Raw genomic sequence first — 23,013 nt, 5'->3', positions numbered from 1 at the left:
ATTTAGCCACCAGCGACGCATAGAATGGCTTCCAGTTACGCGACCAAGATGATTGGGTAAGTTCAGGAAGCAGCGCTGTAATCGCTCTGTAAGCTGTTGTTGAGGGTGTCCGTTTGTATCCAATTCCTGAGCAGCGTTCACACTCTTTCTCGACTGGCGCGCCAAGCCGTTTGGATTTCTCAAGGTCACGCACTTTACCGGTACCATTGCAGCGGCAACGATGGGAAATTTTCCCCTTTCCGTTACAGGGAATGCACAATTCACCCACCAGTTCATCCTCTATCCATGCATCTGTTTTTTCACCGCATCCGGGGTGTTTAACCACTTTTTGAATGCTGTAAATCAGCCTCTTCCCTTTGCAGTGTTTACATGTGGTAGTAGCCGCTGCTGAACTGCTGTATTCCTCGTAGGCAAATTTAGACAAGATAACCATGCATTGAGCCATTCGGCGTCCAGATGCTTTACCGACATGCTTCGGGGCGTTCTTCATGGCGAATTGGGTAAGCTGCTCAACTGTTCGGATCCGGTCCTCTTTGCTGATGCCGACCTTACCCAAATATGCCGCCATGCCGAAACTGGCCCGAGCCTCAACCATTCCCATTGCGGCTGCCATATCTGGCCCTTTGAGCGAATCGGAAGAGGTAGCGCGAGGGGAATCCGTAATCATCTGGCTCTTGGCGCTGAACTGCTTAATTGCTGATTCTAATTTCATTATGCCGTCCTCAATAAGGGCCACTCATACACTGCCGCACCATTTATAATCATGTCGTTGAAGTCACCGATCGCGGGCCAGCGGATGGTCACTCGCTCTACGTCATTATTACAACGAACATATAGATCGCCCTTGGATAGCATGGCAAGCGGCAATCAAGACGCCGGTAACTCTCCCTCCCCTGATGGATATCGACGGCCTAGAGGGTGAGGAACTTATTAAGGCTGGCATCCACAACCAAGCCATTGCCCTGTGCTCGATCGCAATACGGAAAGCGGGCTATCCGTCAGAGTGTTCACCAATGTTTTACCCTACAGATAAGCAAGGCGGCTAATTATGGCTAGGACTCAAACCTTGGGAGCATGGGCTGCAGAGGAGTTTGACGATCCGATACCCAGCTATCCAACGCTACTAAAATATGCGCAACATGGCATGATATCACCGCCGCCCTTTAAGGCTGGCAGGTGCTGGCGGGTTGACAAAAGTGCCCGATTCGTCGGGATAACAGTCAAGCCAGTAGTGAAGAAAGACGATGATCCACGCTTGAAGAGGATAATGGAAGATGGCCAGACCTCGTAAGTACAATGTAAATGTACCAGGTCTATCGTGCTATACGGACGCCAGAACAAAAAAGGTGTACTGGCGTTACAAGCACCCTATCACCCGTAAATTTCATGGATTAGGTGATGATGAGGCTGCCGCAAAGGCTATAGCTATTGAGGCTAATAGCCGCTTTGCCAACCAACAAATGGGCCAACTGCTTAAAGCAAGGGATGAGATCAGCCTCAAGATAGGTAAAGCGATAACAGTTAACACCTGGTTAGATCGTTACCTCGCTATCCAGCAAGAACGTTACGACAGTGAGGAAATAAAACTCAACACTCTTAAGCAAAAAAGTGCGCCAGTCGAAGCATTCAGACGTCATTGTGGAATGCTACCCCTTCCTGATGTCGGTGCTCGCGATATAGCTTCCGTAATTGAAGAGTACAAAGACAAGGGGCAAAAACGGATGGCGCAGGTTGTTCGGATGGTACTGATCGATGTGTATAAAGAAGCTCAACACTCCGGAGAGGTTCCTCCAGGCTACAATCCGGCTCTGGCCACCAAACAACCAGCAAACAAGGTTACCCGCATCCGCTTGAATTTTGATGAATGGGAGTCAATATTCAATGCCGCTGAAAATATGCAAGGTTATATCCAAAATGCAATGCTTCTTGCTTTGGTTACTGGCCAGCGCTTAGGGGATATCGCTGGCATGAAATTTAGCGATGTTTGGGATAATCACCTTCACATTGTGCAGGAAAAAACGGGTACCAGAATAGCAATACCGGTAACCCTAAAGTGCGACTCTGTCGGTTATACGCTGCAAGATGTTATAGCACGGTGCCGCAATATGATCGTTAGTCCGTACATACTTCATTATCACCATACAACATCAATGGCTAAACGAGGCGGTCAAGTATCTAGCAATGCAATCACTACCGGATTTTCGGCGGCCAGAGACAAAAGTGGATTGCAATGGAAAGACGGTACCCCACCTACATTTCATGAGCAGCGATCCTTAGCAGAAAGGTTATATCGAGAACAAGGAGTGGATACTAAAACGTTGCTCGGACATAAAAATCAAGCAATGACTGATAAATATAATGATGACCGGGGTAAAGAATGGCTGGTGTTAGCTGTTTGATTGAGGTTGTTTTTTGTGCAGTTTTGCAGAAGGGTTTTGCAGGAGTTTTGCAGAAGGGTTTTGCAGGAGTTTTGCAGAAGAAATATTGGAGAGCTGGAAAACCCACGGAAGCATAAGCCCCCGTGAAGTTTTTTAGATGCGTTAGAATTACATGTGTTGAATAATGGCGTCGCCAAATTCACTACATTTCAACAGCTTAGCGCCTTCCATCAGGCGTTCAAAATCATAAGTCACAGTCTTGGCCTGAATTGCGCCTTGGGTGCCTTTAATGATTAAATCAGCCGCTTCAGTCCAGCCCATATGACGCAGCATCATTTCTGCGGACAGAATAATTGAACCTGGGTTCACTTTATCCTGACCCGCATATTTTGGTGCCGTGCCGTGAGTGGCCTCAAATAGCGCACAGTCATCACCAATGTTAGCGCCAGGGGCAATGCCGATACCGCCAACCTGTGCCGCCAAAGCATCAGAGATATAATCACCGTTTAAGTTCATACACGCGATAACATCATATTCGGCAGGGCGCAGCAGAATTTGTTGTAGGAAGGCATCAGCAATCACATCTTTCACGATGATCTCTTTGCCATTTTTTGGGTTTTTGATTTTAACCCAAGGGCCGCCATCGATCAGCTCACCACCAAATTCCTCACGCGCTAACTGGTAACCCCAGTCTTTAAATGCGCCTTCGGTGAATTTCATAATGTTGCCTTTATGAACCAGAGTGACTGATTCACGATCGTTAGCAATAGCATACTCAATCGCTGCACGTACCAGACGCTTAGTCCCTTCTTCTGAACACGGTTTTACGCCTATACCACATTGTTCAGGGAAGCGGATTTTCTTCACGCCCATCTCTTCACGCAGGAACTTAATGACTTTTTCAGCTTCTGGTGAACCGGCTTTCCATTCGATACCCGCATAGATGTCTTCCGCGTTTTCGCGGAAAATCACCATATTAGTCAATTCTGGATGTTTTACCGGGCTTGGCGTGCCTTCGTAATAACGCACCGGACGCAGACACACATACAGATCGAGTTGTTGGCGTAACGCCACGTTCAAAGAACGAATGCCACCACCGACTGGCGTGGTCAACGGGCCTTTAATCGCAACGCGGTAGTCACGAATCAGATCCAATGTTTCTTCTGGCAGCCAAACGTCTTTGCCATAAACATGCGTAGATTTCTCACCGGTGTAGATTTCCATCCAGGCGATTTTACGCTCACCTTTATAGGCTTTTTTAACCGCGGCATCTACCACGTGGATCATGGCTGGGGTCACATCAACGCCAATACCATCACCTTCAATAAATGGAATGATCGGATTATGCGGAACAACCAGTTTACCCTGAGCATCGACAGTAATTTTCTGACCTTCTGCCGGAACCACTACTTTGCTTTCCATCAACCTCTCCTTCAGCGCAATTTTGTTAATGCCTTGTAATATTCGTGTCAATACTACTTGAATATTCGTTCCACGCCAATCCGAAACGGATTGAGGTATAATGCGCTAATCATTCGAGATCGCAATAATCATGAATAAATTCTCTGTTAAAAATCACAAAGTTAACCGATTCAGCTCCAAGGTACAGGCTAAACAGCCGAAGCCGGTCACCCCACGGCGGGTGCTGTTATTCAACAAGCCCTTCGACGTGTTACCACAATTTACAGATGAGTCCGGGCGCAGGACTTTGAAGGCATTTATTCCTTTTAATGATGTTTATGCGGCAGGCCGCTTAGATCGCGACAGTGAAGGTTTACTGGTATTAACCAATGATGGCAAGCTACAGGCCAGGCTTACGCAACCGGCGCAAAAAACCGGTAAAGTCTATTTTGTGCAAGTAGAAGGCGTACCCGGAGATGAAGCTCTCGCTCAGCTAAGACGCGGAATGACCTTAAAAGATGGCCCGACCTTACCCGCCGGTGCTGAGTTGGTTAGCACACCTGAATGGTTATGGCCGCGCAATCCGCCGATCCGGGAGCGCAAAGCCATCCCCACCAGTTGGTTGAGAATAACGCTTTACGAAGGTCGCAACCGGCAAGTGCGCAGGATGACCGCCCATATTGGCTTCCCTACCCTGCGCCTGATCCGTTTTAGTATGGGAAATTTAAGCCTTGGCAATTTACAGCCCGGCGAATGGAAGGAGATTACAGATGTTTAAACCCCATGTTACCGTCGCTTGTGTCGTGCACGCTCAAGGGAGATTTCTGGTCGTCGAAGAGACTATCGGCCATAAAAAGCTATGGAATCAACCTGCTGGTCACCTGGAAGCGGATGAAACTCTGCTTCAAGCCGCAGAAAGAGAGCTATGGGAAGAAACCGGTATTCGCGCCACACCACAATCTTTTTTGCGGATGCATCAATGGATAGCGCCGGACAACACGCCATTTTTACGTTTCGCGTTTGTTATTGAACTGCTGGAGCCATTGCTAACCCATCCTAATGACAGCGATATTGACGGCTGTTTGTGGCTTACCGCCGATGAAATACTGCAATCCGCCAACTTGCGCTCACCACTGGTCGCTGAGAGTATCCGTTGCTATCAACAACCAGAGCGTTATCCACTTGATTTGGTCGGCTCTTTTAATTGGCCCTTATAAAGGCGAGTTTGATTGACTTAGGTAATTTCAAATCGGCAATGCAGTGAAGCAGTCAACGTGATAAAATCCGGCGCTTGTTTTTATAATGCCTAAGTCGTAATGGCGGCCGTGGCGACAAATTGTTCGGGTAATATCATCCGCCATACTCTTTACCGGAACTTTAGGTATTTACGTTAGTGAGACCCCATGTCAGATAACAGCCAGAAAAAAGTAATCGTCGGTATGTCCGGCGGTGTCGACTCTTCCGTTTCCGCCTATCTGCTCCAGCAACAGGGCTACCAGGTTGCTGGCCTGTTCATGAAGAACTGGGAGGAGGACGATGGTGAAGAGTATTGCTCAGCGGCGACCGATCTGGCCGATGCGCAAGCGGTATGTGACAAGCTGGGCATGGAGTTGCACACCGTCAATTTTGCAGCAGAATACTGGGATAACGTGTTCGAATTGTTCCTGGCAGAATATAAAGCCGGGCGCACACCTAACCCCGATATTCTGTGTAATAAAGAAATAAAATTTAAAGCGTTCCTTGAGTTTGCCGCCGAAGATCTGGGCGCGGATTACATTGCCACCGGCCACTATGTCCGCCGTCAGGATGTTGATGGTAAAAGTCGCTTGTTACGTGGTTTAGATGGTAATAAAGATCAAAGCTACTTCCTCTACACCTTAAGCCACGAACAGCTTGCTCAAAGTCTGTTCCCGGTCGGTGAGCTAGAGAAACCCGAAGTTCGCCGGATCGCCGAGCAACTTGAACTGGTCACCGCCAAGAAAAAAGACTCTACCGGTATCTGCTTTATCGGCGAACGTAAATTCCGTGATTTCCTCGGCCGCTATCTGCCCGCACAGCCAGGCCCAATTATGACAGTTGATGGCCAGCGTATGGGTGAGCATCAAGGTTTGATGTATCACACCTTAGGGCAGCGTAAAGGGTTGGGTATCGGTGGTACCAAAGACGGTGGCGGTGATCCATGGTATGTCGTGGACAAAGATGTTGCCAATAACATCCTACTGGTGGCTCAAGGGCATGAACATCCACGCTTAATGTCTGTGGGCCTGATTGCCCAACAGTTGCATTGGGTTGATAGACAACCCGTCACTACCACTTTCCGTTGTGTGGTAAAAACACGTTACCGCCAGCAAGACATTCCCTGTACCGTAACCCCTCTGGATGACCAGCGTGTCGACGTTCGGTTTGATGAACCGGTTGCAGCAGTGACTCCCGGCCAGTCTGCAGTCTTCTACCAAGGCGAAGTCTGCCTCGGTGGGGGTATTATTGAAGAACGTTATCCGCTGACCGGTTCAACCGCAAACTAAATTGACCAATTAATAAACCAGAACGCTTACAGGAGTGACCGTGGCGAAGAATTATTATGATATTACACTGGCATTGGCGGGGATCTGCCAATCAGCTCGCCTGGTTCAGCAATTGGCTCATGAAGGCCAGTGCGATAATGAAGCGTTCAGCACCCTGCTAGGCGGGTTACTGCAAACAGATCCCCCTTCCACTCTTGCGGTATATGGGGGGAATGAACAATCCCTGAAAATGGGGTTGGAGACCTTACAAAGTGTTTTAAATGCCAATCGTCAAGGGCTGGCGGCAGAACTGACCCGCTATACCCTGAGCCTGATGGTATTAGAACGCAAACTCAATGCCAATAAATCCGCCATGAGTACTTTGGGTGATCGTATTAGCCAGCTTGATCGCCAATTGGCACATTTCGATCTTGAATCTGAAACCATGATGAGTTCGTTGGCATCCATTTATACTGATGTCATCAGCCCACTCGGCCCACGAATTCAGGTTATTGGTTCACCCGCAATATTACAAAGCACACTGGTGCAGGCAAAAATTCGGGCCGCCCTGCTGGCGGGTATCCGCTCAGCCGTGCTTTGGCAACAAGTCGGCGGAAGCCGCTTGCAGTTAATGTTTTCACGAAATCGCCTGTTTAAACAAGCCCAGAGTATTCTTGCTCATAATTGAAATCTGATCTCAGGAGTTGCCACCGATGGAATTATCCTCACTGACCGCTGTTTCCCCTATTGATGGACGCTACGGCGACAAAGTCAGCGCACTGCGCCCAATCTTTAGCGAATTCGGTTTGCTAAAATTCCGTGTGCAGGTCGAAGTACGTTGGCTGCAAAAACTGGCCGCCTGTGCAGAAATCAAAGAAGTTCCGGCTTTTGATGCCGACGCAAACGCTTACCTCGATAAAATAGTGCAAGATTTCAATGAACAGGATGCACAACGCATCAAAACCATTGAACGCACGACAAATCATGATGTAAAAGCGGTTGAATATTTCCTGAAAGAAAAAGTAGAGAGCGTTCCCGCGCTGCACGCAGTGTCAGAATTCATTCACTTCGCTTGTACTTCAGAAGACATCAATAACTTGTCCCACGCCTTAATGTTGCAAACCGCTCGTCAAGATGTGGTTTTGCCGATGTGGCGTCAGATTATCGATTCGATTAAAGCTTTGGCCCACCAGCATCGTGATTTGCCGCTGTTGTCCCGTACCCACGGTCAACCGGCGACACCCTCAACGATAGGTAAAGAAATGGCGAACGTGGCCTACCGTATGGAACGCCAGTTCCGTCAACTGTCACAAGTAGAAATTCTGGGTAAAATCAATGGTGCGGTAGGCAACTATAATGCTCATATCGTTGCTTACCCTGAAGTTGACTGGCATAAGTTCAGTGAAAGTTTTGTGACGTCTTTGGGGATTAACTGGAACCCATACACTACACAAATCGAACCTCACGATTATATTGCCGAGCTGTTTGACTGCGTGGCCCGTTTCAATACCATATTGATCGATTTTGACCGTGATATCTGGGGTTATGTCGCACTGAACCACTTCAAACAAAGAACCATTGCCGGTGAAATTGGCTCAAGTACCATGCCACATAAAGTAAACCCTATCGACTTCGAAAACTCCGAAGGCAATTTGGGTCTGTCCAATGCGGTATTGGGTCATTTGGCCAGTAAATTGCCGGTTTCACGCTGGCAGCGCGATCTAACAGACTCTACCGTGCTACGTAATTTGGGCGTGGGTCTGGGTTATGCCTTGATTGCCTATCAAGCTACGATGAAAGGGATTAGCAAGCTGGAAGTCAATGAAGCGCACCTGCGGGAAGAGCTGGATCACAACTGGGAAGTTCTGGCAGAGCCAATCCAAACTGTTATGCGCCGTTATGGCATTGAAAAACCATATGAAAAACTAAAAGAACTCACCCGTGGCAAGCGTGTTGATGCTGCCGGCATGCAGGCGTTTATCGATGGTCTTGCCTTACCCGAAGCAGAGAAAACCCGCCTGAAGGCAATGACCCCAGCCAACTATATTGGTCGGGCTACCACGATGGTCGATGAATTAAAGTAATGTTTTAGCCTCTAATACAGGTGGTTAATGCCATCTGTATTGTTTCTCCGCTTTTTCTTATTCCTCCGCGTACCGCCCCTGTTTAGCCACGGTTTAGCCGCTGTCATTAATAATGCCAACGATGTCAAAAAGGACGTTACAATCGTAGGAGCTATTATCACAATGTTAAAGAAAACCCTATTATCCCTCGCCCTGATGGGCACCTGTACTGCTGCTTTGGCCGCTGATTACACTTATGTCGCAGGTGGCTTGCAATACGGTGCCATCAGCAGCAATGCCCGTTTTAATAAGCAATTTGATCAAAAGAATTACAACCATATCGGCAACCGTGATATGGGGGGGATCTACCTTAACGGCGGCTATGGTTTTGATAACAATCTGTTTATTGATGGCCGAGTGAACAGCATCGCTAATAAAGACCGGGGCCTTGCCGAAGCCGTCCTCGGTCTGGGTTATCATTTTGCTTTTTCACCTAATATAGACTGGTATGTTTTAGCTGGCGGTAGCCGCCGTGCCATGGTATTTGACGCCAGTAAAAACGGTGAAAAAACCAATAGATACAATAGTGCTACGGGTGAAATCGGTATTAAAAGCAAACTCACGCAGAGCATCGGTATGGATGTTGCCTACCGTATGGCAAACTATGATCACCGTGCATTCCATGAAGCACGAATTATGACCAGTTACGCCTTTACACCGAGCCTGGCGGCCGAAGTAGGTTATACCTACCATAACTGGAAAGTCAGTGATCAGGCAATGCAAGCGGGTTTGCGTTATAACTTCTAAACAGTTGGTTTTAATGCCAGACTTGCCAGATAATATCCGATGATCTGGCAAGTCTTAACGAGGAATGTGGTATGCGGGTTCTGGTTGTGGAAGATAATGCTTTGTTGCGTCACCATCTTACGGTACAAATGCGTGAAATGGGCCATCAAGTTGATGCGGCGGAAGATGCCAAAGAGGCAGACTATTTCTTACAGGAGCACGCCCCGGATATCGCCATTATCGATCTTGGCCTCCCCGGTGAAGATGGATTAAGCCTTATCCGTCGCTGGCGCAGCCATCAAACAAATTTGCCCATTCTGGTGCTGACTGCGCGCGAAAGTTGGCAAGATAAAGTTGCAGTGCTGGAAGCCGGTGCAGACGATTACGTGACTAAACCCTTTCACCTGGAGGAAGTCATCGCGCGGATGCAGGCGCTGATGCGGCGCAATATTGGTTTAGCATCTCAGGTGATTGAATTCCCTCCATTTCAGATTGACCTCTCGCGGCGAGAGTTGTGTATCAATCAGCAACAGATTAAACTGACCGCTTTCGAATATACTATCATCGAAACCCTTATCCGTAATGCAGGTAAAGTCGTCAGCAAAGATACACTCATGCTGCAACTGTATCCTGATGCAGAACTACGAGAGAGCCACACCATTGATGTGTTAATGGGCCGCTTACGTAAAAAACTGCTGGCAGAGCATGAAGGTGAAGTGATTACGACCATCCGTGGTCAGGGATACCGTTTTGACGCCAACTAGACACCATGCTCAGGAAAAATAGTAAACCATTCTCCCTTCGTGCGCGTTTTCTTATGGCGACAGCGGGTGTCATCCTGGCGCTGTCGTTATCTTATGGTATGGTCGCGGTGGTCGGCTATATTGTCAGCTTTGATAAAAACACGTTCAGTGCTCATCGTGGTGAAAGTAACTTATTTTTCAGCCTGGCCCAGTGGCATGACAACAAACTCAGTATTTCGGTGCCCCCTGAACTTGAACTGAACATCCCCTCTCTGGTTCTTATTTACGATAAAGATGGCAATATCTTGTGGCGTCAGCGTCATGTCCCCGAGCTTGAGTCCCATATCGAAAAAAACTGGCTACAAAAACCGGGCTTTTACGAACTGGATACCGGAACGCATATCAGCAGTATGATGATGGGCGATAACCCAAAAGCCCAAGACCAGCTCAAGAAATACGACGATACCGACAACAGCGCGCTGACTCACTCAGTCTCCGTCAATACTTACCCAGCAACCTCCCGCTTACCGCAGCTAACCATTGTAGTGGTAGATACTATCCCACAGGAACTACAGCGTTCTGACTTAGTCTGGAGCTGGTTTAGCTACGTCTTACTGGCTAATTTACTGTTGGTTGTTCCTTTACTGTGGCTGGCAGCTTATTGGAGCCTGCGACCTATTAAGTCATTAGTCACTCAGATCAGTCAGTTGGAAAAAGGAGAGCGCGAACAGTTGGATGAGGGCTCTCCCCGTGAGTTACAGAGCTTAGTCCGAAATCTCAATATTCTGCTAACCAATGAGCGCCAGCGTTATACCAAGTATCGCACCACTCTATCAGACCTCACTCACAGTATTAAGACGCCGCTTGCCGTATTACAGACCACCTTACGTTCTTTACGCACTGGCAAGCAAACGACTATCGAAGAGGTCGAACCTATCATGCTTGAGCAGATAAGTCGGATATCTCAGCAGATAGGTTATTACCTGCATCGCGCCAGTATGCGTTCCGAACATAATGTTCTGGTGCGGGAAATTCATTCGGTCACTGCCCTGCTGGACAGTTTGTGCAGCGCACTAAACAAAGTTTATCAGCGTAAAGGGGTGGTACTCACACTGGATATCTCACCTGAAGTCACCTTCCTTGGTGAGAAAAATGACTTTATGGAAGTGATGGGCAATGTGCTGGATAACGCCTGTAAGTATTGCCTGGAATTCGTCGAGATTACTGCCCTGCATTCTGAAAAACAGCTAACCATTGTGGTTGATGATGACGGGCTAGGCATCCCTGAAAGTAAAAGGCAGTTAATTTTCCAGCGAGGCCAGCGAGTCGATACGTTACGCCCTGGGCAAGGGCTAGGGTTGTCAGTCGCCGCCGAAATCATTGAACAGTATCAAGGCGAGATTTCCATCACTGAAAGCCCTCTGGGTGGAGCAAAAATGATGGTGACCTTTGGCCAGCAGCATGATTATCACGATGATTAACAAAATTTGGCTGTCAGCCCCTGATACTGATGGCTGGCATCCGTTATAATCACAGGCAAGCTCACTCCCTGCTCTGGAATAAAATATGGATTACCAACTCGATCTCGATTGGCCTGATTTTCTGCAACGCTATTGGCAGAAACGCCCCGTTATCCTCAAACGCGGTTTTAAAAACTTTATCGACCCACTCTCGCCGGATGAACTTGCCGGATTAGCCATGGAAAATGAAGTCGATAGCCGCCTGGTAAGTCATAAAGAAGGCCGCTGGCAAGTGGGCCATGGACCGTTTGAAAGTTTTGATCACTTAGGTGAAACTAACTGGTCGCTACTGGTTCAGGCTGTTGATCACTGGCATGAACCCGCAGCAGCATTAATGCACCCCTTCCGCCAGCTCTCTGATTGGCGTATGGACGATTTAATGATCTCCTTCTCGGTACCCGGTGGTGGCGTAGGCCCACACTTTGACCAATATGATGTCTTTATCATTCAAGGGACTGGCCGCCGCCGCTGGCGAGTTGGCGAAAAAGCCGAAATGAAGCAGCATTGTCCACATCCTGATTTACTGCAAGTCGGGCCTTTCGATGCCATCATTGATGAAGAAATGGAGCCGGGTGATATTCTCTATATTCCACCGGGCTTCCCTCATGAAGGCTACGCGCTTGAAAACTCACTGAATTACTCGGTCGGTTTTCGTGCACCGAATGCCCGTGAATTGGTCAGTGGTTTTGCTGACTATGTGCTTTCACGCGAGTTAGGCAGCTACCGCTATAGTGATCCAGATTTGCAATTAAGGGAGCATCCGGCAGAAGTGTTACCACAAGAGGTGGATAAACTTCGCTCGATGATGCTGGATTTAGTCCAACAACCTGAGCATTTCCAAAACTGGTTTGGCGAGTTCATTTCTCAATCACGCCACGAGCTGGATATAGCACCACCAGAACCGCCTTATCAAGCTGGAGACATCTATGAACTGCTGCGGCAAGGCGATGAATTACAACGTCTTACTGGTTTGCGTGTTCTACGCATCGGCAATCAATGCTTTGCTAACGGTGAATTGATTAATACGCCACACTTAGAAGCTGCCGATGCATTATGTCAACACTACAGTGTTGATGCAGAGAAACTGGGCGAGGCACTGGAAGACCCTTCCTTCCTGGCAATGCTTACCGCACTGGTGAACAACGGTTATTGGTATTTTAACGACTAGTTTTCGGTTTATTATGCAAAAATGCCCCATAAATGGGGCATTAGACGGCTGACAAACTCCGATGACTCGATGTTAGGCGGTGAGGATAGGCAGAAGAGTAAAGCGCCCGCGCCAAGGATAGGTTTACGGCGTTTTATCCTCTGCCGGTTCTCTCCGTGGTGAGCACTTTGTCATTAATCTCAACGTGTTGGTGTGATCGATAAGCTTATGACTCTTTAGCCCGTTTAGCCGCTAATTCCGCAATCCGCATAATGACTGCAACCGCTTTTTCCATTCCTTCCAGGGTAATAAACTCATGTTTACCGTGGAAATTATAGCCGCCAGTAAATATATTCGGGCAAGGCAAACCGAGGAAGGATAATTGAGCGCCATCAGTGCCGCCACGGATCGGTTTCATCATGGGGGTTATTTCGCAATCACGCATCGCCTGCTGCGCCAGCTCGATGATATGCGGGTGTTTAATAATATGCTCACGCATATTGTAATAACTGTCATCCATAACGATTTCGATATAACAGTCAGGGTGTAAACCTTTCCCTACCCGCCTGGCAATGTCTACCATATTCTTCTTGCGCGCTGCAAAACCATCCCGGCTGAAATCCCGCACGATATAATGCATTTCAGCTCGTTCAACGGTGCCTTTAATACTTTGCAGATGATAGAAACCGTCGTAACCCTCAGTACATTCAGGGGTTTCATTAGCAGGAAGTTCCTGATGAATATGGGTAGCCAGCGACAACGCGTTAACCATTACCCCTTTAGCACTCCCGGGATGAACGCTATTACCGACAAGTTTTATTGTCACTGACGCCGCATTAAAATTCTCGAACTCTAACTCGCCGACACCACCACCATCAACGGTATAAGCCCACTGAGCACCGAATTCTGCCACATTAAAGAAACGCGCGCCTTTACCCACTTCCTCATCGGGAGTGAAAGCAATACGGATTTCACCATGAGGCACATTGTGGTGTTTTAAGCGCACCATGGCGGTGATAATCTCAGCAATACCGGCTTTGTCATCGGCTCCCAACAATGTTTTACCATCAGTAGTAATCAATGTATGACCCAGTAACTGGTGCAATACCGGAAACATGACTGGAGACAACACTTCGTCACCTATACCCAAGGCTATATCCCCGCCACGGTAGTTTTCCAGAATCTGCGGATTAACATTTTTACCCGAGAAGTCGGGTGAAGTATCAAGATGCGCAATAAAACCAATGGTGGGGACCGGCCAGGAGACATTCGCCGGTAATGTTGCCATCACGCAGCCATGGTCACTCAAAGTAACCGGAGAAAAACCAAGCGCCTGCAACTCATGTTGTAACGCCTGAGCAAGCTTGCGCTGCCCTTCAGTGCTCGGCACGGATTTTACATTGGCTTTTGCTTGTGTATCAAAAGAAACATAGTTGAAAAAGCGGTCGAGTAATTTATCCATGGTTCCCACCCTCATAATAGTGAATATCATTATGGGGAAGTGATCATAATCAAATATTGCGTCAGGTCAGCTTTAGACAAACTTAAGCCAGAATAATAAGGTACGACTCAAAAACTCTGCCGGGTGATTTATTCACCAATCGGCAGAGCTTATCGCTTGTTTATACGCCACTGTTGGTTAAGTACCGCTAAAGCACTGCGGCTTCAATTAGGCAGAATATCGCCTTGACGATTCTCACCCCGCGTGGTTAAAAACTCGCGCACATATTCCGGTACTACTTTACTGGCTAAGCCATAGTGTTTTTCATCAAACTGGCTTTCCACTTGGCTGGGTTCCAGATTCAATTCAACAGTATGGGCACCGTGCAGTGTTGATTCATGGACAAAACCGGCCGCAGGGTACACATGCCCTGAGGTGCCAATAGAGATAAAGAAATCAGCTTCGGCCAGTGCCTGATAGATCTCATCCATCCCCATCGGCATCTCACCAAACCACACAATGTGTGGCCGCAGCGGCGATGGGAATTGGCAACAATGGCAACGTTCATCGGCAGAAAGAGGGCCTGGCCAATCCAGCACCTGACCAGACTGAGTGCAACGCACTTTCAGCAGTTCACCATGCATATGAATGACACGCTTGCTTCCGGCTCTCTCGTGCAAATTATCAATATTTTGGGTGATCAGTACAAAGTTATCGCCCAGTACCGCTTCCAAATCAGCCAGTGCGAAATGGGCCGCATTGGGTGCAATATCCGGTTGCTGCAATTGGTGGCGACGCGCATTATAAAAAGCCTGAACTAATTCAGGATCCCGGCGATACCCTTCAGGCGTTGCAACATCCTCCACCTGATGTTCTTCCCATAAGCCATCATGCGCACGGAAAGTACGAATACCTGATTCAGCGGAGATGCCCGCACCAGTAAGAACCACCACAAATGGCTTTTTCATTTCTGATATCGCGGCACTGTCCCGATGAAAAATACGGGAGCGAAAACGTTGATGCCGCAAATGCTTATTCTTGCGAAAGCGACTTAGTCGATGGCGAATGCGCATAACCTTTTGCCTCTATATTAGGTATTGTTATTTGTTATTTGCCAACTAACGCTCAGACAAATGCAGGAACGCGGCCCCACGAACGCCGCCAGCGTCACCATAACGCGCTTTTTCAATGCGTGGCAATCGAGCCACTCGCAATAAATGCTGCGGTAAGCGTTTTGGCAATTCCTGATAGATTTTTTCAAAATTGGATAACCCACCGCCAATCACCACTAAATGGGGATCAAGCATGGTTAGTAAGTTACCTAAGCATACCGCCAACACATCCATAAAGCGTTCAGCATGTGCCACAGCATTAGGTTCACCGGCATTATAGTTGGCAATGATTTGGGTTGCAGGCAAAGATCCCTGATTGAAGTGCTTATACATCCATTCAAAACCACGCCCGGAGATATAATTTTCTATACAGCCATTATGACCGCAACCACAGGGTACCCGTGGAATATCAGCACCCAGGATATCCAGAGCATCTATCGGCAAGCGGAAGTGGCCAAATTCACCCGTAATATGGTTACGCCCACTGACAATACTGCCATTCACAATCAGGCCGCCGCCAACGCCGGTACCGAGGATCAACCCGAGCACGGTTGGGTAAGTACGAAACTCCGGATCCCAGGCTTCAGACAAGGCGAAACAGTTGGCGTCATTATCGATACGGACTTCACGTTCAATCAAACGGGAGAGGTCGGCCTGTAATGGTTGCCCCATTGCCGCAGGCACATTAGCCGTAAATACTGTGCCATCATCGGCATTGGGTAGGCCAGGAATGCCAATACCCACACTGCCTTTAGCACCACAGTGAGCATCCGCTTCCAGCGTCAGACTGTGTAATGTTTGCAGCAATTGCTGATAGTCTTCACGCGGTGTTGGGACTCGCTTATGCCAGATTCGTTGCAGATTGGCATCAAAAACACCCAACTCTATTTTGGTGCCGCCCATATCAAAACCGTAATACATAAAGTCGTCCTTATATACCCTAAATAATTCGAGTCGCAGGAAGGCAGCCAACGCATATGCCGCTTGAGATGCAACGGGTATCCTTATTGCCCGCTCAATACCCGCGCTGGATCAATACGACTGGCGCGACGAGCAGGATACCAACTCGCCATTAAGCTCAACACCAACGCAGTTGCCAGCACACAAGCCACATCAAACCAGTGCAATTCTGACGGCAGAAAATCGATAAAATAGATATCACCCGACAAAAATTGATGACCAATAAGTTTTTCCAGCCCACGGATAATCGTGGTCAGTTGCAGAGAAATAATCACCCCCACCACCGCACCGCTAATACTGCCGATAAGCCCTGCCAGTAAGCCATACCAGATAAATATTGCGCGGATCAAGCCATCTTTGGCCCCTAATGTGCGTAACACCGCAATATCGCTACTTTTATCTTTAACTGCCATGACCAGTGTGGAGACAATATTAAAACTGGCCACTCCTATCACTAATACCATAGCTAAGTACATGATAGTGCGGATCATCTGGATATCGCGGTACATATATCCATAGGTAGCAATCCAACTACTAATATAGACATAGGCATTACTCACTTCACCCGCGCTACGGACTAACTTGTTAGCGTTGTAAACATCATCGACTTTGATGGCTATACCAGTGACACTGTCACCCATATCAAGATATTGCTGCGCATCAGTCAATGGCACTAATGCCAGGCTGTGATCCAACTGGCCACTCAGTTGAAAAATTCCGGCGACCTGCAAGCGAATGCGCTTGGGTTGCAGCAACTTCATCTCAGGATCACTATTGGGGATCATCACGGTCAGCCATGATCCCTGCTTCACACCCAAAGCATCGGCCAGACCTTTCCCTAAAATAATCTGCTGCTGACCCGCTTTGAAGTTATCCCACGCGTGGTCAAGCACGAAACCAGGTAATGCGCTGAGGCGTTGCTCAGCCTCGGGATCAACACCTTTAACCTGTACTGCGCGCAATTGGGTGGCGTTTTCAATCAAGCCCGTAAAATTGATATAAGGTGCCGCAGCCACAATACCGGGCACTTTTTCAATCCGTTGTAGGGTTTGTGGCCAGCCACTAAACGGCTGATTAACTACCGCAATCTCACCGTGCGGCACTACCGCCAAAATACGGTTTTTCAGCTCACGTTCGAAGCCGTTCATTGCACTTAAGCCGACGATCAATACTGCGACCCCTAAGGCAATACCCAAGGTGGAAATCACCGAAATTAACGACACCATACCGCCACGGCGACGGCCACGGCTGAAGCGCAAACCAATTAACAGTGAAAGTGGCGAAACACCCATTAATCCGCCTCCGCAAACCGCAAGTGTTGCTGCAACTGACCATCACGCATTTCAAGTTGCCGACTCATCCGTTTTGCTAATTGCAAATCGTGGGTGACCACCAGAAACGCCGTACCCTGCCGGACATTCAATTCACCCAGCAGATTAAAGATGCTGTCGGCATTGCGCTGATCCAGATTACCGGTTGGCTCATCAGCCAAAACCAGTGACGGATTATTCACCAGCGAACGTGCGATGGCGACACGCTGGCGCTCACCGCCGGATAACTCGGACGGACGATGTTTGCTGCGCTTCTCAAGCCCTACCGCTGCCAGCATTGCACGGGCTTTGTCCTGCGCCTCCGCCGGTTTGGCACCACCAATGAGCAGCGGCATTGCGACATTTTCCAAGGCAGTAAAATCAGGAAGCAAATGGTGAAACTGATAGATGAAACCTAATTCACGGTTACGTAATTCGGCTTTCGCAGTGGAAGAAAGCTGGCTCAGCGAGCGGCCTTGATAAATCACTTCACCGGAGGTAGGAGAATCCAAGCCGCCTAACAGATGTAATAAAGTACTTTTGCCTGAACCAGAGCTGCCAACAATCGCCATCAACTCGCCGGATTCGATAGTGAACGACACATTTTGCAACACATCGGTATGCAGTTGGCCTTCCTGATAGCGTTTGCACAGGTTTAAACACTGTAATAAAGGATGATTACTCATAGCGTAAAGCCTCGGCAGGTTGTGCGGCGGCGGCGCGCCAGGAAGGGTAAAGCGTGGACAGCAAAGCAATTACCATCGCCAACAGGGCAATCACCGTCACCTGGACTGGATTAATCTCCACCGGCAGGGTGGCACCATCGATCAGTAAACCCAGGATCGGGATGATAGTATTCAATTGACTGGCGAGTAAAATACCCAATCCGGCACCAAGCAATGCACCAATCACTCCGGCGGTCGCGCCCTGTACCATAAATACCAGCATGATTTGGCGGCGACTTAACCCTTGGGTTTGCAAAATAGCCACCTCGCCCTGCTTCTCCATCACCAGCAAGCCCAGCGAGGTAATGATATTAAAGGCCGCAACCGCAATAATCAGGCTAAGCAACAACCCCATCATGTTCTTTTCCATACGCACAGCTTGGAACAGCTCGCCTTTCCGATCGCGCCAATCTTTCCATACCGTACCCTCCGGTAAGGTCTGTTGACTTAGGCTATCGACGGACAGCGGTTGTGAAAGGAATAAGCGCCAACCGGTAATATTACCGATCGGATAACGCATCAGGCGCGATGCATCCTGCTGATTAACCAGCATTTGATAACTATCGACTTCACTGTCAGCAGCAAATGTCCCGATAATATTAAACAAACGCTGACTGGGAATGCGCCCCATAGGGGTGAACTGACTGGCACTCGGCACCATCAAACGCAGAGTTTCACCACGTTTAACCCCCAACTGACCCGCAAGTTTTTCACCGAGGATCATATTGTAACTGCCGGGCTGTAAATCCTTCAGTTGCACATTAACCAAATAATTTGCCAGTGGCTCATGCTGCGTTGGGTCAACCCCCAACATCACACCTGCGGCCAGATTGCGCGCACTCTGTAACACCACATCCGCAGTGGTCAATGGCACAATATCGGTAACGCCGGTCAGTGATTTCAGTGCTGAAGCAGGGATCTTATTCGGGTCAAGAGAGCCTTGCGGCGTGGTAATCAGCGCCTGTGGCATCAGCCCCAAAATATTATTCTGCAAATCACGCTCAAAACCATTCATCACAGATAACACGGTGATCAACGCCATCACACCCAGCGTGATGCCAATGGTAGAAAGCCACGACACAAACCGACCGAAACGGTCAGATGCACGCCCACGCATATAACGCAGGCCAATAAATAATGCGACAGGTTGATACATGAAATCTGTTTAGATCCTGTTGCTAAAGCAAAGTGATCGAGGATAATAAAGGGTACTACCGCTTTATGGAACCATTAACCGCCTATATCTCCGGCTTTTATTGAAAATCAGAGCACCAATCTGTGGCTATGCCCCCTCCCGTGCTAGGATAACCGCCGAGATAATTTATCACCTGTTGTATTGATACTGAAACTGTCTTGCTGAACGACAACATGGGTTAACTATAAACTTTAAGAGACCGTTTAACTGCTTATGTCCCAACAACATCGTTATTCATTGCCGCAGCAACGTGGCGATACCCGTCAATTAGGCCAGTTGACCGGCTCAGCCTGCGCGGTCGAATGCGCGGAAATCATTGAGCGCCATGATGGCCCGGTAATGTTAATTACACCTGACATGCAAACGGCCCTACGTCTGCGCGATGAGATCCAACAATTCTCGCCGCAACCGGTGAACACCCTATCTGACTGGGAAACACTGCCTTACGACAGTTTCTCGCCACATCAGGATATTATTTCGGCCCGCCTTTCTTGCTTGTACCATCTTCCGACCATGGAACGCGGCGTTATTATTCTCCCGATTAATACGTTGATGCAGCGGGTATGCCCACACGAATTCCTGCATGGCCACGCGTTGGTAATGAAAAAAGGCCAGCACCTGTCACGAGATAAGCTGCGCGCTCAACTTGAGCAGGCAGGATACCGTAGTGTTGATCAGGTTATGGAACACGGTGAGTTTGCCACCCGTGGTGCACTGCTGGACTTATATCCGATGGGCAGCGAAGAGCCGTATCGGATTGATTTCTTTGATGATGACATTGACAGTTTGCGCGTATTTGATGTTGATTCACAGCGTACATTGTCTGAGGTTGAGCAGATAAACTTACTGCCCGCCCATGAATTCCCGATAGATAAGGCCGCGATCGAGTTATTCCGCAGCCAATGGCGTGAGCAGTTCGACGTCCGCCGTGATCCTGAACATATTTATCAGCAAGTCAGTAAAGGCATCTGGCCTGCCGGTATTGAATACTGGCAACCGCTATTTTTCAGCCAGTCATTGCCCACACTTTTTAGCTATTTACCTAAAAATACCTTACTGGTGAATACCGGTGATTTGGAAAGCTCGGCAGAGCGTTTCTGGTTAGATGTTAACCAGCGTTTCGACAGTCGTCGTGTTGATCCAATGCGCCCCTTGCTGGCTCCCGAAACACTGTGGTTACGGGTCGATTCGCTGTTCAATGAGCTAAAAGAGTGGCCGCGAGTCCAATTTAAGACCGATGCACTCCCCGCTAAAGCCGCGAATACTAATTTACATTATCAGGCTCTACCTGATGTGGCGGTTCAAGCGCAGCAAAAAGCACCGCTGGATAATCTGCGCCGATTCATCGAAACATTCAGCGGCAGCGTGGTGTTCTCGGTAGAAAGTGAAGGCCGCCGCGAAACGCTGCAAGACCTGCTGGCACGGATCAAGATCAGCCCTACCCTGATAACCCAGCTATCTCAAGCCAAGGCTCCCGGTCATTATATGATGATCGGTGCCTCCGAACGTGGTTTCCTGGATACTGATAAACAGTTAGCACTGATTTGTGAAAGTGACTTACTGGGTGAGCGCGTTAGCCGCCGTCGGCAAGATAACCGGCGTACCATCAATACCGATACGCTGATCCGTAACCTGGCAGAGCTGCGCCCCGGCCAACCCGTGGTGCATCTGGAACATGGTGTGGGCCGCTACTTGGGCTTAACCACGCTGGAAACCGGCGGTATCAAGGCCGAATACCTGATATTGACCTACGCCGGTGAGGATAAGCTGTATGTGCCGGTTTCATCATTGCATCTGATTAGCCGCTATTCCGGTGGCGCAGATGACCATGCTCCGCTGCATAAATTGGGCGGCGATGCCTGGAGCCGGGCGCGACAGAAAGCCGCTGAAAAAGTACGGGATGTGGCCGCCGAACTGCTGGATATCTATGCCCAGCGCGCGGCCACGTCCGGCTTTAAATTCAAGCATGATCGCGAGCAATATCAGTTGTTCTGCCAAAGTTTCCCCTTTGAAACCACACCGGATCAGGAACAGGCAATCAACGCGGTTCTCAGTGATATGTGCCAACCTCTGGCGATGGATCGTCTGGTGTGCGGCGATGTCGGTTTCGGTAAAACCGAAGTGGCGATGCGGGCCGCGTTCCTCGCTGTTGCCAATAATAAGCAAGTCGCGGTATTAGTACCGACCACCCTGCTCGCCCAACAGCATTTTGACAACTTCCGTGATCGTTTTGCCACCTGGCCGGTGCGGATTGAAATGATGTCCCGTTTCCGCAGTGCCAAAGAGCAGCAAGTGATTATGCAGCAAGCGGCTGAAGGCAAGGTCGATATTATTATTGGCACCCACAAATTGCTGCAAAGTGACCTGCGTTGGCACGATCTTGGCTTGCTGATTGTTGATGAAGAGCATCGTTTCGGCGTGCGTCATAAAGAACGCATCAAGGCGATGCGCGCCGATGTCGATATCCTGACCCTGACGGCGACACCGATCCCGCGCACCCTGAATATGGCGATGAGCGGCATGCGTGACTTATCTATTATTGCCACACCACCTGCGCGCCGCCTGGCAGTGAAAACCTTTGTGCGCGAATACGACAGCCTGGTAGTACGGGAAGCGATTCTGCGTGAAATTCTACGCGGTGGGCAGGTTTATTACCTGTATAACGACGTGGAAAATATCGAAAAAGCCACCCAACGGCTGGCTGAACTGGTCCCCGAGGCACGAATTGCCATTGGCCACGGCCAGATGCGTGAGCGGGATCTGGAGCGAGTGATGAATGATTTCCATCACCAGCGCTTTAACGTCTTGGTTTGCACCACAATTATAGAAACGGGGATTGATATTCCCAGCGCCAATACCATCATCATCGAGCGTGCTGATCATTTTGGCCTGGCGCAGCTACACCAATTGCGTGGCCGGGTCGGGCGATCGCATCATCAAGCCTATGCCTACCTGCTCACACCAAATCCGAAAGCCATGACTACCGATGCCAAAAAGCGGCTTGAGGCGATTGCATCATTAGAAGACCTTGGTGCTGGTTTTGCTCTGGCAACCCATGATCTGGAAATTCGCGGTGCTGGCGAGCTATTAGGCGAAGACCAAAGTGGCCAAATGAGCACCATCGGTTTCTCACTGTATATGGAGCTACTGGAGAGCGCAGTTGATGCCCTGAAAGAAGGCAGAGAGCCGTCACTGGAAGACTTGACCAGCAATCAGGCTGAAATTGAAATGCGCATGCCGGTTTTGTTGCCGGACGATTTCATTCCAGATGTGAATATCCGGCTTTCATTCTATAAGCGCATTGCCAGCGCACGTAATGAGACGGAACTCGATGAATTAAAAGTGGAGTTAATTGATCGCTTTGGCAAGCTACCGGATCCGGCCCGCTACCTGTTACATACTGCCGAATTACGCCAACAGGCTCAGAAATTGGGTATCAAGCGTATTGAAGGCAATGAGCGCGGCGGCTTTATCGAATTTAGCGAGAAGAATAAAGTCGACCCGGTCTATCTGATTGGATTGTTACAACGCCAGCCGCAAATATACCGATTGGAAGGGCCAACCAAGCTGAAGTTTATGCAGGATTTAACTGACAGAACGCAACGGCTGAAGTTTGTCAGTGAACTGCTGGCGGCATTTGCTCAACATCGTGTGGCCTGAACCAATAATTAACGCGGGTTCCCATCAAGGAGAAACCCGCGTTAATGCTAATGCCACTCGCTTAAATA

Annotated in this window: 20 protein-coding genes; 12 read left to right on the top strand and 8 right to left on the bottom strand. The window is 48.9% G+C overall.

Going from position 1 to position 23,013, the window contains the following annotated elements; genetic code table 11:
* On the bottom strand, nt 1-712 hold a 712-nt coding region (locus AEP37_RS17890), incomplete at its 3' end, for an antitermination protein Q (RefSeq protein WP_049614618.1).
* A gap of 336 nt (nt 713-1,048) precedes the next feature.
* Here AEP37_RS17890 and AEP37_RS17885 point away from each other — a divergent pair.
* Nucleotides 1,049-1,291, top strand: coding sequence for an excisionase (locus AEP37_RS17885; RefSeq protein WP_049614617.1), 243 nt, complete (start codon nt 1,049-1,051; stop codon nt 1,289-1,291).
* A complete protein-coding gene (locus AEP37_RS17880; protein ID WP_049614616.1) occupies nt 1,275-2,399 on the top strand; it encodes a phage integrase Arm DNA-binding domain-containing protein in 1,125 nt (374 codons plus the stop codon). The genes AEP37_RS17885 and AEP37_RS17880 overlap by 17 nt, the downstream gene beginning before the upstream one ends.
* Nucleotides 2,400-2,546: 147 nt before the next feature.
* On the opposite strand, the gene icd is transcribed toward AEP37_RS17880, so the two are convergent.
* Entirely contained in the window at nt 2,547-3,800 is a 1,254-nt protein-coding gene (gene icd, locus AEP37_RS17875; protein WP_049614615.1) for an NADP-dependent isocitrate dehydrogenase, read from the bottom strand.
* Between the two features lie 130 nt (nt 3,801-3,930).
* Between icd and rluE the strand changes: the two genes are divergently transcribed.
* The 9 genes from rluE (at nt 3,931) to AEP37_RS17830 (ending at nt 12,563) form a co-directional block, all read left to right on the top strand.
* Nucleotides 3,931-4,557, top strand: coding sequence for a 23S rRNA pseudouridine(2457) synthase RluE (gene rluE, locus AEP37_RS17870; RefSeq protein ID WP_049614614.1), 627 nt, complete (start codon nt 3,931-3,933; stop codon nt 4,555-4,557).
* Nucleotides 4,550-4,996, top strand: a complete 447-nt coding sequence (locus AEP37_RS17865) for an NUDIX hydrolase (RefSeq protein WP_049614613.1) — start codon at nt 4,550-4,552, stop codon at nt 4,994-4,996. The genes rluE and AEP37_RS17865 overlap by 8 nt, the downstream gene beginning before the upstream one ends.
* A gap of 186 nt (nt 4,997-5,182) precedes the next feature.
* The gene (gene mnmA / locus AEP37_RS17860; protein ID WP_049614612.1) at nt 5,183-6,304 is read left to right on the top strand and encodes a tRNA 2-thiouridine(34) synthase MnmA; all 1,122 of its coding nucleotides are present in this window, start codon (nt 5,183-5,185) and stop codon (nt 6,302-6,304) included.
* 40 nt (nt 6,305-6,344) lie between these two features.
* Nucleotides 6,345-6,971, top strand: a complete 627-nt coding sequence (hflD, locus tag AEP37_RS17855; protein WP_049614611.1) for a high frequency lysogenization protein HflD — start codon at nt 6,345-6,347, stop codon at nt 6,969-6,971.
* 25 nt (nt 6,972-6,996) lie between these two features.
* Nucleotides 6,997-8,367 carry an adenylosuccinate lyase gene (purB, locus tag AEP37_RS17850; protein WP_049614610.1) on the top strand — a complete coding sequence of 457 codons (1,371 nt, stop codon included), beginning with the start codon at nt 6,997-6,999 and terminating at the stop codon, nt 8,365-8,367.
* Between the two features lie 162 nt (nt 8,368-8,529).
* The gene (locus tag AEP37_RS17845; RefSeq protein ID WP_049614621.1) at nt 8,530-9,153 is read left to right on the top strand and encodes a YPO1635 family putative outer membrane beta-barrel protein; all 624 of its coding nucleotides are present in this window, start codon (nt 8,530-8,532) and stop codon (nt 9,151-9,153) included.
* Between the two features lie 71 nt (nt 9,154-9,224).
* The gene (gene phoP / locus AEP37_RS17840) at nt 9,225-9,896 is read left to right on the top strand and encodes a two-component system response regulator PhoP (RefSeq protein WP_049614609.1); all 672 of its coding nucleotides are present in this window, start codon (nt 9,225-9,227) and stop codon (nt 9,894-9,896) included.
* A 5-nt stretch (nt 9,897-9,901) separates the two neighbouring features.
* Entirely contained in the window at nt 9,902-11,356 is a 1,455-nt protein-coding gene (gene phoQ, locus AEP37_RS17835) for a two-component system sensor histidine kinase PhoQ (protein ID WP_049614608.1), read from the top strand.
* A gap of 85 nt (nt 11,357-11,441) precedes the next feature.
* Nucleotides 11,442-12,563 carry a ribosomal protein uL16 3-hydroxylase gene (locus AEP37_RS17830; RefSeq protein ID WP_049614607.1) on the top strand — a complete coding sequence of 374 codons (1,122 nt, stop codon included), beginning with the start codon at nt 11,442-11,444 and terminating at the stop codon, nt 12,561-12,563.
* A gap of 205 nt (nt 12,564-12,768) precedes the next feature.
* Here AEP37_RS17830 and pepT read toward each other — a convergent pair whose 3' ends face one another.
* The 6 genes from pepT to lolC form a co-directional block, all read right to left on the bottom strand.
* Nucleotides 12,769-14,004: a peptidase T gene (gene pepT / locus AEP37_RS17825; protein WP_049614606.1), complete on the bottom strand. Its 1,236-nt coding sequence runs from the start codon at nt 14,002-14,004 to the stop codon at nt 12,769-12,771.
* 203 nt (nt 14,005-14,207) lie between these two features.
* Complete coding sequence (gene cobB, locus AEP37_RS17820; RefSeq protein WP_049614605.1) at nt 14,208-15,056, bottom strand: Sir2 family NAD+-dependent deacetylase; 849 nt, start codon at nt 15,054-15,056, stop codon at nt 14,208-14,210.
* 45 nt (nt 15,057-15,101) lie between these two features.
* Nucleotides 15,102-16,016 carry an N-acetylglucosamine kinase gene (gene nagK, locus AEP37_RS17815; RefSeq protein WP_049614604.1) on the bottom strand — a complete coding sequence of 305 codons (915 nt, stop codon included), beginning with the start codon at nt 16,014-16,016 and terminating at the stop codon, nt 15,102-15,104.
* 83 nt (nt 16,017-16,099) lie between these two features.
* A complete protein-coding gene (gene lolE, locus AEP37_RS17810; RefSeq protein ID WP_049614603.1) occupies nt 16,100-17,347 on the bottom strand; it encodes a lipoprotein-releasing ABC transporter permease subunit LolE in 1,248 nt (415 codons plus the stop codon).
* Nucleotides 17,347-18,051, bottom strand: a complete 705-nt coding sequence (gene lolD / locus AEP37_RS17805; RefSeq protein WP_049614602.1) for a lipoprotein-releasing ABC transporter ATP-binding protein LolD — start codon at nt 18,049-18,051, stop codon at nt 17,347-17,349. Before lolD ends, lolE begins: the two co-directional genes overlap by 1 nt.
* On the bottom strand, nt 18,044-19,246 hold the full coding sequence (lolC, locus tag AEP37_RS17800) for a lipoprotein-releasing ABC transporter permease subunit LolC (RefSeq protein WP_049614601.1): 1,203 nt from the start codon (nt 19,244-19,246) through the stop codon (nt 18,044-18,046). Before lolC ends, lolD begins: the two co-directional genes overlap by 8 nt.
* Before the next feature lie 252 nt (nt 19,247-19,498).
* On the opposite strand from lolC, the gene mfd reads away from it, so the two are divergent.
* On the top strand, nt 19,499-22,945 hold the full coding sequence (mfd, locus tag AEP37_RS17795) for a transcription-repair coupling factor (protein WP_049614600.1): 3,447 nt from the start codon (nt 19,499-19,501) through the stop codon (nt 22,943-22,945).
* Nucleotides 22,946-23,013 lie beyond the last annotated feature (68 nt).

The organism is Yersinia pekkanenii (assembly GCF_001152565.1).
GTDB classification, from domain to species: Bacteria; Pseudomonadota; Gammaproteobacteria; order Enterobacterales; family Enterobacteriaceae; genus Yersinia; species Yersinia pekkanenii.
This window is presented reverse-complemented; position numbering and strand designations above follow the sequence as displayed.